This window comes from Glaciecola sp. 33A, from assembly GCF_002836745.1.
Classification (GTDB): Bacteria; Pseudomonadota; Gammaproteobacteria; order Enterobacterales; family Alteromonadaceae; genus Glaciecola.
Map to the genome: position 1 here is coordinate 234,606 of NZ_PJAR01000041.1, position 16,101 is coordinate 250,706.

Below are 16,101 nucleotides of genomic sequence, written 5' to 3' on the forward strand. Positions count from 1 at the left end.
CTATTGTGCTCCCTGCTTTGAGTCTGGACTTTTGGGCGTGCCGCCATGATGAGGGATCAGTGGTGAACTGAGTTGTTGAATGATCCTTTCAATGCCTACTAAAAACAGTGAGCCAAAAGCAAACGGCATACAAAGGTAAAAAAACCATAACTTAACCTGAACAGAAGCGGCTGTGATAGTCATGCCAGCGGCAACAAAACTGATGCTCTGCACAAAAAATATTCCGCTAATAAGCATAATCAGGATCGTAATTACTATTTCAGCAATTCGTTTTGGTAATACGGGTAAAGCATCGTGGAACATTTCAATCGACACATTTAAATGCTCTCTATATGCCCAAGGGGAGACCAAACAGGCAATCCATACCATCGCAAATTTAGAAAGCTCTTCGGTCCAGGTTAATGAGTCGTTTAACACATAGCGAAAAACAACTTGTGCCAAAATCATGACTACCATTAGCGCTAATAAAAAACCGGCAAGGTACTTAGCACTTCTTGCAATGTGGAAATTAAGCACTCCTAAAGCGGTGTTCAACTGTGTGATAAATGACATCATGAAACGCTCATTCCTGTTGGCATCGTATTATTAATATATTCTGATCTACTGGTTAATATCATGATCTGGCCAATGCGGTAGGTTGTCAGTATGTTCGTAGTCGCCGGTAAGCATTTCGACGTTTTCTACGCTTGCACCAATCGGGATCGAATGATGCTCAGGAACAAATACCGCTATCTCATCCAGCTCTAGTGTCAGTTCGAGCAACTGATGGCCCGCGTATTTTTGTTTATTTGGAAAACGAGTCCAATTACCTTGAGGTAAATAAACCGTTACTCTTCCCTCTGGATTAGTGCAGGGGGCAACCAACAGGCTATCACCAAACATAAATTGTAGTTCGAACGAATGGGCAAGGCGTTGATCTGGAAATGCGAGTGCCATTGCTCGCATAACAGGTAAGCCTGATTTGCTCGACTGCTTCATCGTGTTATAAATATACGGCATGAGTTGGTAGCGTAGTATGATTGCTTTATTGGCCGCATTCTCAGCATCGGTGGCGTAACTCCACGGCTCACGCTGACCAATACCGTGTAACCTTATGTGTGCTGAAAACACAGCAGCTTGAGTCCATCGCGCGAACAAGATCGAGTCGCGTGTATCTTTGTAAAATCCACCGACGTCGGTCGCAAAGAAAGGTGCACCAGACATACCCCATGACAGCGCGCCTCGAATACTGCCTATCAACCCACCCCAATCTGCCTGAGGGTCTCCGCCCCATTGGCTGGGAAAACGTTGTGAGCCGGTCCATGCTGAGCGGCTGAATAAAAATGGACCCGTTTTACTATATTTTTCTGCTGCCTCATAAACACAACGGTTGTAAAGCAAACTATAGACATTGTGCAGTCTATTGCCACTATCACCATTATGCGCAAGCATGTTGTCGTCTTCAACTTGCTCTCCAAAATCGGCTTTTATCATATCAACGCCTAAATCAAACAAAGGCTTGTGCGATGTTAGCCAAAATTGATACGCCTCAGGGTGAGTAAAATCAACTATTCCTGATTCAGGGAGCGGTGTTAACACCTCCGCAAAGGCACTCATATCCCATTGGTAACGATAAGCTTCGCCGGTTCTCTTGTCTTTCAGTAACCAACCTTTACGTGCCATTTCATCAAACAACTTGTTTTGTACAGAAACCAATGGGTATTCCCAAATACACACCTTAAAGTTTTGTTCTTTTAATGCCTCTATAACGGCGGCAGGATTATCAAAGCGTTTAGGATCCCATTCAAATGCAAATCGAGTGTCGGTGTCTTGCCAAGCCCTGCCATCTAACGTGATCACATCGCAAGGCAGATGATTGTCGCGCACCGCTTTCGCTGTTGCCAATAATTCAGGAACGTCTTTGTAATAGGCTTTAGAAAGGATCAGGCCCAGACTCCATAATGGCGGCACGGGGGAGCGACCCGTTAAATGGGTATATTGCTCAATAATTTGTGCCCCGTTTTCGCCGTCTAATAGAAAAATATCAAGGGCTTGATCTTCAATTAGCACGCAGTAACCACGCTGCGACCAAGCAGCATAACCAACAGCATGCGTTACTGGTGAGGGGGTATGCACAAAAAGACCCCAGCCTTTAGGGCTCCATGCAAACGGGGTGTTTTTATAAGAAATTTCAGCATTCACTCCTAAAGCATCGTGGTTATAAGACCTAATTAATTGCCCACGTTTATTTAATCCAGACCACTTTTCACCCAAACCATACACGGCTTCTTCCGCACCCAAATCCACACTAAATAGCCAGCCTTGCGGTGTTTTTGCCATCGGGGGTAATCTGAATTGGCGCACAAAGTGACCGTCGTTAGGTGTTTTTTGTTTGATTTCACCCGATTTTTTCCATTCGAATGCGAAAGGTCTATGCTGTATATCAATGCTATGATTTTGAGCGATAATTTGAGTGTGTGTTGAACTTGATGTGATCGAGGCTGCAAAGACCGACGGCTGATTTACCAGTATGCCGTAATCGTTGACCGTAAATTGATGTTCATTTTGTATTCTGACACCCATTTCGGTAATACTTAATGTTAGCTCACCGTGATTGGTCGGGATCAATACCTTTCCACTGGGTAATAATTGACATTTACCTGTAATTTCAGTTTGTGCAACACTGTTCCAGTCGGGAGTAGAAAGTTCAAACATGTTGTTCAAATCCTTTATAGTAAATGATGAATAAGTAAGTTTAGTATCAGTCCGTTGTCACGCGACATGAAAATAGAATATTTAAACGCGATTGTGTCGCCTCATTACTTATCTAATGAGTTAACTTTTCCTGTCTTATATAAGACATAAGTTATTATAATGTTAAATTGTTGTCAATTACGTTCTGTGTTTAAAATTACGATTACATTTATTAGATGCGATAATGTTGAGGTTTTGTAACGACAAGGTGCGACGATATTAGGCCAAACAATATGCCCTTCAAGACAGTATTAACATAAGAAAGCTTGATATTTATGTACTATTAATATTATTCTCATCAATAATTTCATTTTTTAGTGAATTTATGAAAAACAATAGATTTGATAACAAGCTCAGTCAAACAGGGGTCGTATTTCAGCCTTTGTACACGCAAGTTGAAAACCACGTTAAGCAGTTAATTGTTGAACAGCGCTGGAAGCCCGGTGAAATGCTGCCTAATGAATTTCAATTGGCGGAAGAACTTGGTGTGAGTCAAGGAACTGTGCGTAAGGCGTTAAATGGATTAACTAGCGCAAAAATACTCAGCAGACGCCAAGGGGTGGGAACGTTTGTGTCAGAGCACACAAATCAGGACAGTTTGTATCGTTATTATCCGATTATTGGTGACGGCAAAGCGCCAGAGCTTCCTAAAGCTGAGCTGTTGTCATTGGAATTGATAAAGGTACCTAAAAATGTACTTGCTGCATTTGGCACTGAAGGGAATATGAAGGTGTTTGAGGTGTTGAGGCGCAGGATCCTAAATAATGAATTTTGTATATTTGAAAAGATCTACCTACCATACACCTATTTTAAAGCATTAGAGGGAACTCAAGAGCTGCCCCATACTCTGTATCATTTTTATCAAACCCAATTTAACCTCACAGTGCAAACAACGACTGACAGAATTAAAGCGGATATTGCTAGCGCGGAAGATGCACGATTACTGGGGGTCAAAAAAGGCGATGCACTTTTGGAAGTGCAGCGCATAGCACATTCGCTTGATGGAAAAGCCATTGAGTTTAGAATTAGCCGTTGTAGAAGTGACAATTATCATTATTTAGTAGAGTCGACGTGAGTTGTCAAGCTAGGTAATGATGCCATATTTTGTAATATTAGGTAAAAAATCCGCTACTGTTGAGCTTATCAACATCGTCGTTGCAGAGAGATCAGAATGAAATTATATGTCTTACTAGTAAGCAGCATTTTATTGACCGCGTGTTCTGCGGTGCAAAAAGAACAAACCTCTGCGATGGATAAAAACGTAAATATCCACGGTTTTTCGCAACAGCGTCTTGGTAAAATTGACAGCGCGATGCAAAAATATACCGACACTGGCAAGCTCGCCGGCACCGTAACGCTTGTTGCTCGGGACCAAAAAATTATCCATTTGTCGGCAAATGGTATGCGAGACCTTGAACGTGCAGAAGAGATGACCACCGATACTATCTTTCGCATATATTCTATGACCAAGCCAATTACTGCGGTCGCGGCCCTTACCTTATGGGAACAAGGTAAATTCCACATGTATGATCCGATTGAAAAATACTTACCAGAATTAGCTGGGCTGAAAGTATATGCCGGTGGTGAGGCCGATAACATTCAACTAGAAGCCGCTAAAAGTCCAATACGTATCATTGATTTATTTTTACACACTGCGGGGTTTTCATACGGGTTCACAAATAGTGCCGTTGACAAACTATACAAAGCGTTACCCCCGTTGTCCAAAGCAGACAGCCTAGATACTGTCTTAAAACGCATTGCCACATTACCGTTAAATCATCAACCCGGCACTCAATGGCACTATGGAATAAATACCGACATTATTGGTTTTTTGGTTGAGCGTATTAGCGGTATGAAGCTTGGCGACTATATGCAGGAAGTGATTTTTACCCCCTTAGAAATGACGGATACAGCTTTTTATGTTCCTTCCAATAAAGTTGACAGGCTCGCGCAAATATACAGCCCCGGAAAAAATGGCGAAATAAGCGTACTTGATCCGCCTCCAGTAGGTGATTTTTTATCAGATCCTTCTGTGCATAATGGTGGTGGTGGTTTGGTGTCGACTATTGGTGACTATTACATATTTACCCAAATGTTGTTAAATGGTGGCGAGTATAAAGGGCAAAGAATACTAGGCCGCAAAACCGTCGACTACTTAACCTCTAATCATTTACCTGCAAACTTAATTCCCTTTTCACCTACTTCTCATGGAGAAGGTTATGCTTTGGCTATGTCGGTTACCGTTGATAGCGGCGACGCATTGCTTATGGGTTCAGACGGTGATTACGGATGGGGCGGTGCAGCATCAACTTATTTTAGAATAGATCCTAAAGAAAATATGATTGTGATCATGATGTCACAGTTCGTTCCTTCTGCTTTCTACCCTATTAGGCACGACTTTAAAAATACGGTTTATCAGTCATTGATAGACGAGCAGTAAGATACTCACTTTTATAAATCGACGCTATTTTCACGGTCGTTTAGTCACGCGAAAACTGTTTTAGGCGTAAGTCAGTAAATTAAATTTAATGACTCATTTAAGCGTTCGTGTTGACAAAATTTAAACAGTACCTTAACTTATATCTTATATAAGACCTAATAAAAGAAAGTAAGGGGGTATTTAAGATGATATCAGGCAATAAAGTTATCCCAAGTATGGGTTTCGGGTTGTGGAAAATTTCTCAAGAGGACTGCGCAACAGCGGTTTATAATGCCATAAAAGAGGGTTACCGTCATTTAGACAGCGCATCTGACTACGGTAATGAAAAGCAAGTAGGAGAGGGCATTAAGCTCGCTATTGAAGATGGTTTATGTTCACGCGAAGATTTATGGGTAACGTCTAAGTTGTGGAATTCGTTTCATGCTAAAGAGCATGTCGAGCTGGCCTTGCAAAAAAGTTTGGACGATTTACAACTAGATTATCTAGACCTTTATTTAATTCATTTTCCTATTGCGTCTAAGTTCATACCGATTGAAACTCGTTATCCCCCAGAGTGGATAGCTGATCCAGATGGGCCAAATCCACGACTTGAATTGGCGTCAGTTCCTCTTATGGAAACTTGGCAAGCAATGGAAGCTGTTTACGCGAAAGGGTTAGCAAAACAAATTGGTGTTTGTAATTACAATAGCGGCTTACTGCATGACCTAATGTCGTATGCGACAATAAAACCCAGCATGCTACAGATTGAATCACACCCGTATTTAACCCAAGAAAAACTGATCCGTTTAGCCAAACAATACAATATGGCAGTGACCGCATTTTCACCCTTAGGTGCGCTTTCATATTTAGAACTTGATATGGCGGGTGCGGCAGAGTCGGTGATCGAGCAAGAAATTGTGAAAAAAGCAGCCCTACGCACTGGGAAAACAGCTGCGCAGGTTGTATTACGCTGGGGTGTGCAGCGCGGTACAGCGATTATTTCAAAAACCACACAGCCCGAAAGGTTAGTTGAAAACATTGATATTTTTGACTTTGAGCTAAACGAAGAAGAAATGACTGCTATTTCTGCATTGAATATTAATCGCCGTTTTAATGACCCTGGCGACTTCTGCGAAGCAGCCTTTAATACTTTTAATCCAATTTACGATTAGGAAAACTGATGAAAACGGCAATAAACTATGTAGAAGTACCCCATCAACTCCAGTGCGGAGATTCTGTTTTCCCAAGAGTGATTGTGAACGATGGTAGTGTCACCAATTTACGTGAATGTGAACGTTGGATTAATGACAATATTGACGTTTTAGAGGATGCGTTAAAAAGTTCTGGCGCAATACTGTTTCGTGGTTTTCCAGTAAATTCGGCAGAAACCTTCGATACTTTTTCAAATGCGTTTGCTTACCCTAATTTTACGTATAAAGAGTCTTTGTCAAATGCGGTGAGGATCAACTTTACGGAACGCGTTTTTACCGCTAATGAGGCGCCAAAGGAAGTTGAAATATATTTACATCACGAAATGGCGCAAACGCCCATATCGCCTAGTAAGATCTTCTTCTTTTGTAAAAGTGCAGCCAATGAAGGCGGTGCTACGCCTCTTTGTCGTTCAGACATGTTATTTGCAGAACTGCGCAAGCAAGCCCCCGAGGTTGCTCAAGAATTCGCATCAAAAGGGCTAAAGTATACAACACACATGCCTGCTGAAGACGATCTTCGCAGTGGTCAAGGACGGAGTTGGATGAGTACGCTCAGTGTAGAATCAAAAGAGCAGGCTGAGCACAAACTCGCCGAACTTAAATATAGCTGGAAATGGATGCCTGATGGCAGTTTACAAGCGACCACACCGATGCTGCCAGCGGTTGTTGATTTAGGCAATGATGTTAAGGTCTTTTATAACCAGCTTATTGCTGCTTACATGGGGTGGAAGGGTGTAAAAGAAAACCCAGCGAGCGCCATAACGTTTGGCGATGGTAGTCATATTCCAGTCGCAGCATTAGAGCTCGTTACGAGTATCGCAGGCCAATTTACTTTTGACTTACCTTGGCAGGATGGTGATGTCGCTTTGGTCGATAATTACATGGCCATGCACGGCCGTAAACCTTATTCAGGTGAGCGTAAGCGAGAAGTACTTGTTGCACTTGCGATGAATTAGTCAATTGTCTATTAAAGTCAGTAAATGTAAAGCGATAACGGTTCTTCTGCCGGGTATCGCTATTTCTGTCGTTGTCGGTTTGGCAGCGCTTTTTTTAAGCAGCCATTATGGTGCTCCAGCGATGCTGTTTGCCTTGCTCCTGGGTATCGCGATGTCCTTTATTTATGACGACTCTAATTGCAAAGCAGGCATCGAATTTACTGCCTGCCACATACTGCGTATTGGCGTAGCGCTATTAGGCTTGCGGATCGCTTTTGGTGACCTTGCTGCAATGGGCTGGAAAACCGGAATGTTGCTTGTTGTCGCAGTGGTAAGCACTATTCTTGTCGGTATATTGCTTGCAAAGGTTTTTGGCTTAAATAAACGTTTTGGTTTACTAACGGGTGGGTCGGTCGGCATTTGTGGCGCGTCTGCCGCCATGGCTATTTCCGCTGTGCTTCCTCAAAGCCCAGAAAACGACCGCGATACGCTGTTAACGATAATTGGCGTAACCTCACTTTCTACTATCGCCATGGTGGTATATCCCATTGTCGCCGCATATTTGCAACTAACCGAAACCCAAACCAGCATTTTTCTGGGGGCAACCATACATGACGTTGCACAAGTGGTCGGTGCCGGCTACTCTGTTTCAGAACAAACAGGGGATCTAGCTACCCTAACAAAGCTAGTGCGAGTGGCATTTTTAATGCCGGTGGTAATGTGTATCTTACTTGTGCTCAAGCTCAATCTTGACAGTGATAGAAATGCAAAACCGCCAGGAGTCCCCGCTTTTTTACTCGCGTTTACTGTGTTGATGGCTATCAACAGCTTGGTGAGTTTGCCGCAAGTGATCACCGACTCGGCGACTGATATTTCACGTTTTTCTTTAGTTATTTCTATCGCTGCGATTGGGATGAAATCGAATTTACGTAAGATACTGGTTGTCGGTATTAAACCCATATTGTTACTCGTCATTGAAACGCTGTGGATTGCCGCCCTTATATTACTGTGTCTACCTTACCTTTGAATAAGTGCTGGTCGTTAAAGACATGCTGATTCGCCCCTGCGCCTAAAATAGGTCAGCAATTGAATGGATCCCTCCCCTGTTAACTAAGCTGACTGTCTCAAATCGTTTCACAGCAGCAGTTAGCATAAAATAAAAAATAATGTTTAATATCATCGAGAAAAACGATGCTTAGTGTAACTTTAACAGTATTTAATTACTGACTATAAACCTATAAGATTCATTTTGTTTTGATAAATAGGTATACAACGTAACATGAAATTTAAACACTTAGCACTGCTTTCAATCGCCATGGTAGGATTTAGTACTCCTCTCTTGGCAACCTCTTCCTTTGAGTTTGCCACTTCAGCTTCTGCGGATAAAAAAAGTCATGTGGTTTTTATCAATGACGTTAACAATTTGGATGGCATATCACAAATTTTAGACCAAGGCTCAGTTGAGCACTTAAGTAAACTGATAGAGCTCAATAAATTTAGCGCGGAAAAAGGTAATACACTGCATTTGCAGATGATCGGTGCAGCAGAATCTCTGTTACTTGTGGGTACGTATGACAAAGACGGATTAAGTGCACCGGAGCTGCAAGATTTAGGGGGTAAAATAGCCAGCTCGTTAAATTCAACTAAAGACATGCTTGATATTGCTGTACATGTTCAAAATTTGGAAACCACTGAAGCGCTTCCAAGTGCGCACATCGCTTACGGTTATCATCTAAGGCATTATAGTTTTGACCGTTATAAAACAAAAAAGAGTGAAGGTAAGTCCGACGTGTTACTTGTCACTGGCAGTGCTGATGATGCTGCGAATGCCGCAAATTTATATCACTCTGATTTGGCGTTCATAGCACAAGGTGTACATTTAACTCGTGACTTGGCAACTGAACCGGGTAAAAACATGTATCCCCAGGCCTTTGTTGACGTAGTGAAAGCTAAATTCAAAGGGATTAAAAATGTAGATATCGACGTGCTTGATATGCGTGATATTAAAAAGTTAAAAATGGGCGCGCTAGAAGGTGTCGGCTTGGGCTCTATTAATGATCCGCGTTTATTAGTTATCAATTATCGTGGTTCACAAAAGGCGGACGCCCCCATCGCACTTGTTGGTAAAGGAATTACATTTGATACAGGCGGCATCAGTATAAAGCCGAATACTGGCATGTGGGCTATGAAGTCAGATCTGTCAGGCGCTGCAGCAGTCGCAGGCACCCTTTATGCTAGTGCGCAACGTGGTGAAAATATCAACTTGATTGGGTTTATGCCACTGGCTGAAAATATGCCAAGCCAAGATGCAATTCGCCCTGGGGATGTACTAGAAACCATGAAAGGTGTGAGTATTGAAGTTATCAGTACCGATGCAGAAGGACGTTTAATTCTCGCCGATGCGGTTTATTATGCTCAACAAAAATATAAGCCTAAAATGTTGTTGAATATAGCGACACTAACAGGCTCAGCCGGCAGAGCATTGGGTGACGAATACGCTGCGGTCATTACCAGAGATTTTGAGTTATCCCAACAAATGATGGATGTTGGTGAGCGCTCAGGAGAATTGGTATGGCCCTTACCTTTGCATGCCAACCATTTTAAACAAATAGAATCACCCATTGCTGATATTAAAAATTCCGGCGCAGGTAATCCGGGTGCAAGCATCGGCGCTGCTGTCGTGGCTACTTTTATTGATGAAGACTTGCCGTGGGTGCATCTAGATATTGCTAGTGTCGATTGGTTGGAAGCTGACATTGATGTTGCACCAAAAGGCAGCCAAGGTTGGGGTGTTCGATTTATGGATCAGTTAGTTAGAGACTATGCTAAATAGACGTATTTCGAATGGATTTATTTCGAATATAGACTAGAACATTACGATGTTGCTTAAGTACTGAGAGAATGCTCGGCTTATCTGCGCAATTTATCGGTGACTATCTTCAACGTTGCTGTCGCTGACCCTTCAATAACTTATTGAAGAACTTCATGGCAGCCTTTTTGTTGCGACGTTTCTGCATCAGAATGTCCAACTCATCGCTGTCTTGGTCGACTGCCCGCCAAAGATAGTGCTGAACACCCTTGATTTTGATAAACACCTCGTCCAAGAATGTTAAATTGCAACCCAGATTGATCCATTATTAGTTAAGATTTGCACAGAATATTGACCCTAGTATGACTTGGCGAAACACGTTAGCTTACTGCCATGAAGCTTAATTAAATGGGTCACATTTTGGGTGCAAATGTTGGGCAATAATTCTTGCAAATTAATACTAAAGGCTTCAAAGTATTTAGCATAATGTAAACTTCTATAAATTCGTCAAGTAGTCTTTTTGTTTCTAGCAATCTTTTGACTCTTTTCCTTTCTTTCTTATGTTCTTGTTCAATCGTATCAGGGGAGATGTAACCAACAAGTCCATGGTGTTTTGAGAGTTTTTCGTAAAAAGACTTCAAATCACCAACTCCGCCTTTTAAGAGCGCTACGGCAGAGATTAAATCAGTCGAAAGTCTGGTTTTTTTTCTTGCCTTATTCCCTTTACATCGCAAAATTTCCCTCTATACCTAGTGATAGCACTTTTGATATGTAAGTTAATATTTGGGGAGGAACTTCGCTTTTATTATCTGTCTTACAGATGAAATAGTCGAGTACTGCGATATGTGATAACTCAACGCTCCTATAACTTTCGTATAAAAGCACCCCCAAATTTTCATCAAACCATTTGACATCGCGAATTGGTAAGTAATTATGCATACTACTATATGATCTGAACATTTAAACTCCAGGATATTTTTGTGAAATAAGACTATTAAATTCTTTGTCAGTCGAATAAAGCCCTATATCCCAAGTTGGAAAATCAAACAAATCACTTGCAACGTCAGTAATTAAATCCGCCAGCTCAACTTGTTCAATAAGTTCTCTATCTATGCTGTTCAAGCCGTGTATAACGCCCCATAAATTTCCAGCAATTGCGCCGGTGGAGTCCGAATCACCGTCATGACTTACCGATATGCTCATTAACTGATTAAAATCTCGCGCCACTAATACTGAATATATCGATATGGCTAGCGCTTCTTCAGCTATCCAGCCTTCACCCATTTTTGTAATGGCCAGTGATGTATCTAACTTAGTCTTTGAGAGCGCTAAAGCTTGTTTAAGCGCTTCTATGGTTTCTTTTGAGTCTCGTTTATCTTTTAACACCTGCAATATATGTTGCGTCGCCTCAACTAAAGTTTGTCCTTCTAGTAACTGATATACAATGGCGGCAAATGCGCCAGCTGCGAGATAGCCAGTTGGATGTCCATGAGTCAATTGCGCTGCATCGCTCGCTAAGTCAAAACAATCAGCTACAGTAAAAGAACTTTTTAGCCGCCAACACATTAAGCCGACAGGAGCAACACGCATAACACCACCACACCCTTTGCTATCGTTCAACGCATACTCTTCAAAACTATTAGCGCAAGAAAGTGCATTTAAGCATGTATTTCCTGGTGCACGCCGGCTATGCAATGCTTTAACATTCCAAAGTAACCCGTCGTTAAACACATTGAGATGTCGCGGTGAATCACAAGATTGAGTTTGTAACCAACGTTGGTAAGCATGGCCAATGCAGCTTACCCATGAAGTAATTCCTTTATGGCACCCTCTGACATAGGCTCTTAAAAGACCTTCGGCGGTGAATAAAGTCATTTGTGTATCGTCGGTAATTGCACCAATTTTGTCGTATGCAGGTAGCAGCGACGTCACACCATTCTTACCATGTTTTGCCAGTATGCTTGCACGAGACATAAATTCGACTGGCGCTCCAAAAGCATCCCCTATTGCACCACCAAGCAAACAACCGATAAATTTACTGCGTTCTTCACTATTCAATTTTTCGTCTTGAATTGCAGGCCAAGATCCAGAGTCACGCAGAGGGCGCATATAAGCTGCATAGTTAAATTCAAGATGATCGAAGAATTCATGTACTTGCAACTGCGTACCTATGTGCATGTGAGGTACAGTTTTTAAGCCGGTTTGTTGATGCCAAATTTCAGCCAAAGTACCGTCATTGCAAACACCTAAACCGTGTTGCCAATAACTTAAATAACTTCTACCTGCATCTGCAGCGTACATTTGACGAAAACCGCTTGAAAGATGAGCTGCATATTGAAGTTTTTTTTCTGCAATGGTTTCATTAACCATCTTATCAACATCTTGGCAAATACTTTTAACTTTACTCAATGCTTGATCATCCAAGGGCTCATACGCACACATAATTAAATCAGGACCTTCCTGACGAAATGCTGCTAGCAGCCGATTTTGACGCTGTATGGTCACAATTTCATCGTTGCCCAGATCTATGTCACCGTATTTAAGACTCCAGTTATTACCTTCTGTCTTAGTTTCGGTTTCTAAGCTGACTTCATAAAGCGTGTTGAATAACGCAAACATTGCAGTGTGAATTAATCTGAAATCAGCATTAGGTTCTGATAACTTTAACTGCATACCATGTAGTAATAACTCTGGTGGCATGTTGGTATTTTCACCGACACTAGCGAAAAGTGCTTCAGTTGGCAGATAGTATTCTTGTTCTGGTAGCTGCCATTTTTGCAGTGCCTCTGGCTTGAGTTTTAATACAGTAAGTTCTGACATTATATTTCCTTAAAAATTGACCAAGGGACCAACTAAGTTGGCGAGTTGAGATAATGCGTCTTTTCGTTCGTCAAAATAGTCGTACTGATCATAAACTTCTTCAACACCTTTTAATTTATGATTTAAACATTGCTCGCTAACATGAGGCGGAACTTTTAGGCTAGCTAGTAATGTGCGTGCTGAACGTCTTAAGTCATGTGTGGTAAAGTGGGTAATTACTAACTTTTCCTCCGAAAATAATTTAGAAACAGTCGCATTTAGCGTATCAGGAGACACATACTCTCGTTTACTACGCCGCCTACTTGGGGAAACATAGGCAGATCCAGCAGACCTTACTTTCAGCTCATTTAACCATTCAACAACCGGCGAGGCTAATGGAATATTTATTGTTGTTTCTGTTTTGGTCTTCTCAGCTGGAATGCTCCAGATACGTTCGTCTAGTTTGAATTCAGTCCATTGAGCTGCGAGTAATTCCATTTTGCGACACGCAAGACATATCAATAGCTCGATAGCCAAGTAGTTATCACGAGTTACCTGATCTTTCTGCCAGCCAGTCTTCGGCCAGATCTCAAAACTGATTAAATGGCTTTGACTCTTCTAGCTTTGGTTGCTCAAGGGGATCTTTGCCATTTCTAGTCTGTAGTTTGATTGCAGCCGCTTTACTCCGAGCTTCAGCAATGGACAGCTGAGGGAAAGGGTTTTCAAGCGCAATAAACCTGCGTTTACCAAAAATAGTGTAACGCACCTCAAAACTTGTATCGCCTGATTTGTTGACCCTGAAATAGAGGCTTTCTCCCAGCGGCATACGACAAGGCTCGCCTTTTTTCGCCAGCGCGCTTAACTATTTAGTATTTAATTTCAGCATGTGGCAATCCAATAAGGTTACAAGAATCGTTTAAATCCACGCGCCCATTAAAAAAGTGGATACTGCAACCTGCGGTTTAATCACTTTTTGTGATATCTCCAAGTATCTTGTGATAGCTTGGGATGCACTTTCTGCGGTTTCTATTGGGATTTAGTTGGTTCTAGATACCTTAAGGTCCTTATTCTATATTGTGGATCTGCTTATCGGATAGCGTTGTAGGTCTCTGAAATTAAATGGTTTATTAGTTTGTAGCAGTGTGTATGTCACACTTTCTGTCACCTTTCGGAACCGGGTACAACTCTTTAATTAACTTGCCAACCCTTTGTTTGCTGATGTTCAGTTTTTTCGCTATTGCAGTCTGATTTGGCTTTTTATTGCTGCTTTTAGCTAAATCGACCTCTTTCTTGATTGATGCCCGCAACTTAAGGTCTTTATCTTTTCTTGGGCGCCTTACTGAAGCTCGTTCATTGATGATAGCGAAAGCTTCGTATCTGGCTATGGTAAATAATAACTGAATGAACCAGATTTTGCTTACTTTTTTGGTGTCGTAAACGCTAATTTCAGATCTTGCCTGGTCCACTTTATGGGTGCCCATCGCAACATGCATTGCCAACAGCACTAATTCAACAGATAAGTTTGATTGCTCGACGTAGTCACCTAGTTCTTTTAGCTTCTCAAATGCAATTTTATAATGATTACTTGTAATATTAAGCAGCTCTTTAATAAGGCTCTTACCACTATTTATATCAGCGAAACTTAAAGAGATTGGATCAGCTGCAAGAGTCGAGATTATTTTATTTAACTTATCAGTGTCCCCAAATTTCATTTTCAGGATTTCTGTCAAGCCTAGTTCATCTGCCAGTACTTTCTCGATTGTTCTACGAGCCCTCATATAGTTGTGTTTGGTGCTGCCTTCTGGCTTATGCATAGCGCAGTAATTTGCTGGGCTGCCTTTTTTGTTCTTTTCTGTAACCGGTCGCCAACAGCAAGGACAGTATCTTGGAAGGGTTATATTTAAGGGTTGTGTGACCATGAAGTACTCTTTATTACTCAGTTAAAAAGTAAATAGATAAGCGTGGAATACTAATGGATAAACTAGCACAAAGAGATATATTAAGCAGGCATTAAATTTGTTTTACTTAATAATATGGAGGTTAATTTATGCATTTTACACAACCGTTTGTGAGACAGCATCAGCTTGCTGAAGCTTTGAGTGTTAGCGTGGTAACGTTATGGAATTGGAGGCGACAGGGGTATCTACCGGAACCGGTGCAATTGGGGCCTAGGTTTGTTGGTTGGCATCGGGATGTAATAAATGAGTGGCTAGAGCGGCGTTGATTTTTTGAGGGTAAAAAAGCCGGCAGGTGTTTTGGATGAATTATGTACGCTGATCTTGATTATGATCGATTAGTCATAGCATCGGAATGTTACTCCGAACATCTGCCTTCTTCCGTCAAATGGCTATTTGCACTTTAAGGTTTAAAGTTATGTGCGATCTAATTAAAGTTTGGAACTGCCCCTTTTATGATAAACCCGCGTTTGAGCGGGTTTTGTTTTTTATTGATAAGATTTTCCAAATTAGAAAAATAGCAAAATAGTGGAAAGAAAGGGTAATAAAAGAATTACTTTTAATGCTCACAAGAGGTATTGCGTTAAGTTAGACTATGAGACATAAGCAGAGAGATTTAGCCAATGTGTTGCGTCGATCAATTGAGCTCACAGCTCTAAGCCGGTCTTTAATCAATTTTGACGACAGGCGGCTCCATGCCATAATTGCTTGCAGCAGAAGTGATATTATATTTGTCTAAAATATAGCTCGTGTTTGGTATAATGCTAAGCAGAGTATAATGAGAAGTTAAACGCTATGAAAAAGACGCTCCTGATATTTGGATTCATTGCAGTTTTCGTTGCTGCATTTATCTGGTCATTACCGGCGTCAATCGATAACGATTTGAATCAAATTGGCAATGGCAAAAAGTCGGTGGTTTTTATTTACGATCTCAATTTAGTAGTCAGTAATCAACAGACGATTGAAATTAATAATGCTAAGGCGGAGCTTGGTGATAGCGTGAACTATTTAGTATCACGCAAAGGCTATCTTGCAACAGATAAATTTATGCAAAATTACAAGGCAGAAAGTGCAGAGCTCTTGTTCTTCGATAAAAGCGGTAAAATTTTTAAGCGTAAATTTGCACTCGTCAATGCTGTGGATTTAACGATAATATTGGCTAGTATCGACTAAAATGTCATTAGTATGTAGTTTTGATCATCTGCTTGCGCGCCAATGCAAGCATACAATAACCTTCTGT

The 16,101-nt window shown here is 41.4% G+C and carries 15 protein-coding genes; 8 read left to right on the top strand and 7 right to left on the bottom strand.

Going from position 1 to position 16,101, the window contains the following annotated elements:
- A complete protein-coding gene (locus CXF81_RS12610) occupies positions 1-555 on the bottom strand; it encodes a TRAP transporter small permease (protein WP_101181702.1) in 555 nt (184 codons plus the stop codon).
- 45 nt (positions 556-600) lie between these two features.
- Positions 601-2,694 (bottom strand): alpha-xylosidase, encoded by a 2,094-nt coding sequence (locus CXF81_RS12615; RefSeq protein WP_101181703.1) that lies wholly within the window; start codon positions 2,692-2,694, stop codon positions 601-603.
- Positions 2,695-3,058: 364 nt separating this feature from the next.
- Here CXF81_RS12615 and CXF81_RS12620 point away from each other — a divergent pair, with 364 nt between their 5' ends.
- The 6 genes from CXF81_RS12620 (at position 3,059) to CXF81_RS12645 (ending at position 10,131) form a co-directional block, all read left to right on the top strand.
- Positions 3,059-3,808, top strand: a complete 750-nt coding sequence (locus tag CXF81_RS12620) for a GntR family transcriptional regulator (RefSeq protein ID WP_101181704.1) — start codon at positions 3,059-3,061, stop codon at positions 3,806-3,808.
- 96 nt (positions 3,809-3,904) lie between these two features.
- The gene (locus CXF81_RS12625; protein ID WP_198556399.1) at positions 3,905-5,173 is read left to right on the top strand and encodes a serine hydrolase domain-containing protein; all 1,269 of its coding nucleotides are present in this window, start codon (positions 3,905-3,907) and stop codon (positions 5,171-5,173) included.
- 185 nt (positions 5,174-5,358) lie between these two features.
- Positions 5,359-6,324 carry an aldo/keto reductase gene (locus tag CXF81_RS12630; protein ID WP_101181705.1) on the top strand — a complete coding sequence of 322 codons (966 nt, stop codon included), beginning with the start codon at positions 5,359-5,361 and terminating at the stop codon, positions 6,322-6,324.
- A 5-nt stretch (positions 6,325-6,329) separates the two neighbouring features.
- The gene (locus CXF81_RS12635; RefSeq protein WP_101181706.1) at positions 6,330-7,319 is read left to right on the top strand and encodes a TauD/TfdA family dioxygenase; all 990 of its coding nucleotides are present in this window, start codon (positions 6,330-6,332) and stop codon (positions 7,317-7,319) included.
- A 4-nt stretch (positions 7,320-7,323) separates the two neighbouring features.
- Positions 7,324-8,325 (top strand): YeiH family protein, encoded by a 1,002-nt coding sequence (locus CXF81_RS12640; RefSeq protein ID WP_198556400.1) that lies wholly within the window; start codon positions 7,324-7,326, stop codon positions 8,323-8,325.
- 252 nt (positions 8,326-8,577) lie between these two features.
- Positions 8,578-10,131 carry a M17 family metallopeptidase gene (locus CXF81_RS12645; protein ID WP_101181707.1) on the top strand — a complete coding sequence of 518 codons (1,554 nt, stop codon included), beginning with the start codon at positions 8,578-8,580 and terminating at the stop codon, positions 10,129-10,131.
- 106 nt (positions 10,132-10,237) lie between these two features.
- Here the strand turns inward: CXF81_RS12645 and CXF81_RS12650 are convergent, their stop codons facing one another.
- The 5 genes from CXF81_RS12650 to CXF81_RS12675 all read right to left on the bottom strand — a co-directional run bounded on the left by CXF81_RS12650 (position 10,238) and on the right by CXF81_RS12675 (position 14,825).
- Complete coding sequence (locus CXF81_RS12650) at positions 10,238-10,393, bottom strand: DDE-type integrase/transposase/recombinase (protein WP_232771910.1); 156 nt, start codon at positions 10,391-10,393, stop codon at positions 10,238-10,240.
- Between the two features lie 674 nt (positions 10,394-11,067).
- Positions 11,068-12,927, bottom strand: coding sequence for an ADP-ribosylglycohydrolase family protein (locus CXF81_RS20105; protein ID WP_198556401.1), 1,860 nt, complete (start codon positions 12,925-12,927; stop codon positions 11,068-11,070).
- A 9-nt stretch (positions 12,928-12,936) separates the two neighbouring features.
- A complete protein-coding gene (locus CXF81_RS20110) occupies positions 12,937-13,404 on the bottom strand; it encodes a site-specific integrase (protein ID WP_232771911.1) in 468 nt (155 codons plus the stop codon).
- Positions 13,405-13,495: 91 nt separating this feature from the next.
- The gene (locus CXF81_RS20115; protein ID WP_198556403.1) at positions 13,496-13,732 is read right to left on the bottom strand and encodes an Arm DNA-binding domain-containing protein; all 237 of its coding nucleotides are present in this window, start codon (positions 13,730-13,732) and stop codon (positions 13,496-13,498) included.
- Between the two features lie 301 nt (positions 13,733-14,033).
- Positions 14,034-14,825, bottom strand: coding sequence for a hypothetical protein (locus CXF81_RS12675; protein ID WP_101181710.1), 792 nt, complete (start codon positions 14,823-14,825; stop codon positions 14,034-14,036).
- Between the two features lie 128 nt (positions 14,826-14,953).
- Between CXF81_RS12675 and CXF81_RS20710 the strand changes: the two genes are divergently transcribed.
- Together CXF81_RS20710 and CXF81_RS12685 are read left to right on the top strand one after the other, a co-directional pair.
- Positions 14,954-15,130, top strand: a complete 177-nt coding sequence (locus CXF81_RS20710; protein WP_101181711.1) for an AlpA family transcriptional regulator — start codon at positions 14,954-14,956, stop codon at positions 15,128-15,130.
- A 526-nt stretch (positions 15,131-15,656) separates the two neighbouring features.
- Positions 15,657-16,034 carry a hypothetical protein gene (locus tag CXF81_RS12685; protein ID WP_101181712.1) on the top strand — a complete coding sequence of 126 codons (378 nt, stop codon included), beginning with the start codon at positions 15,657-15,659 and terminating at the stop codon, positions 16,032-16,034.
- Positions 16,035-16,101: the final 67 nt, after the last annotated feature.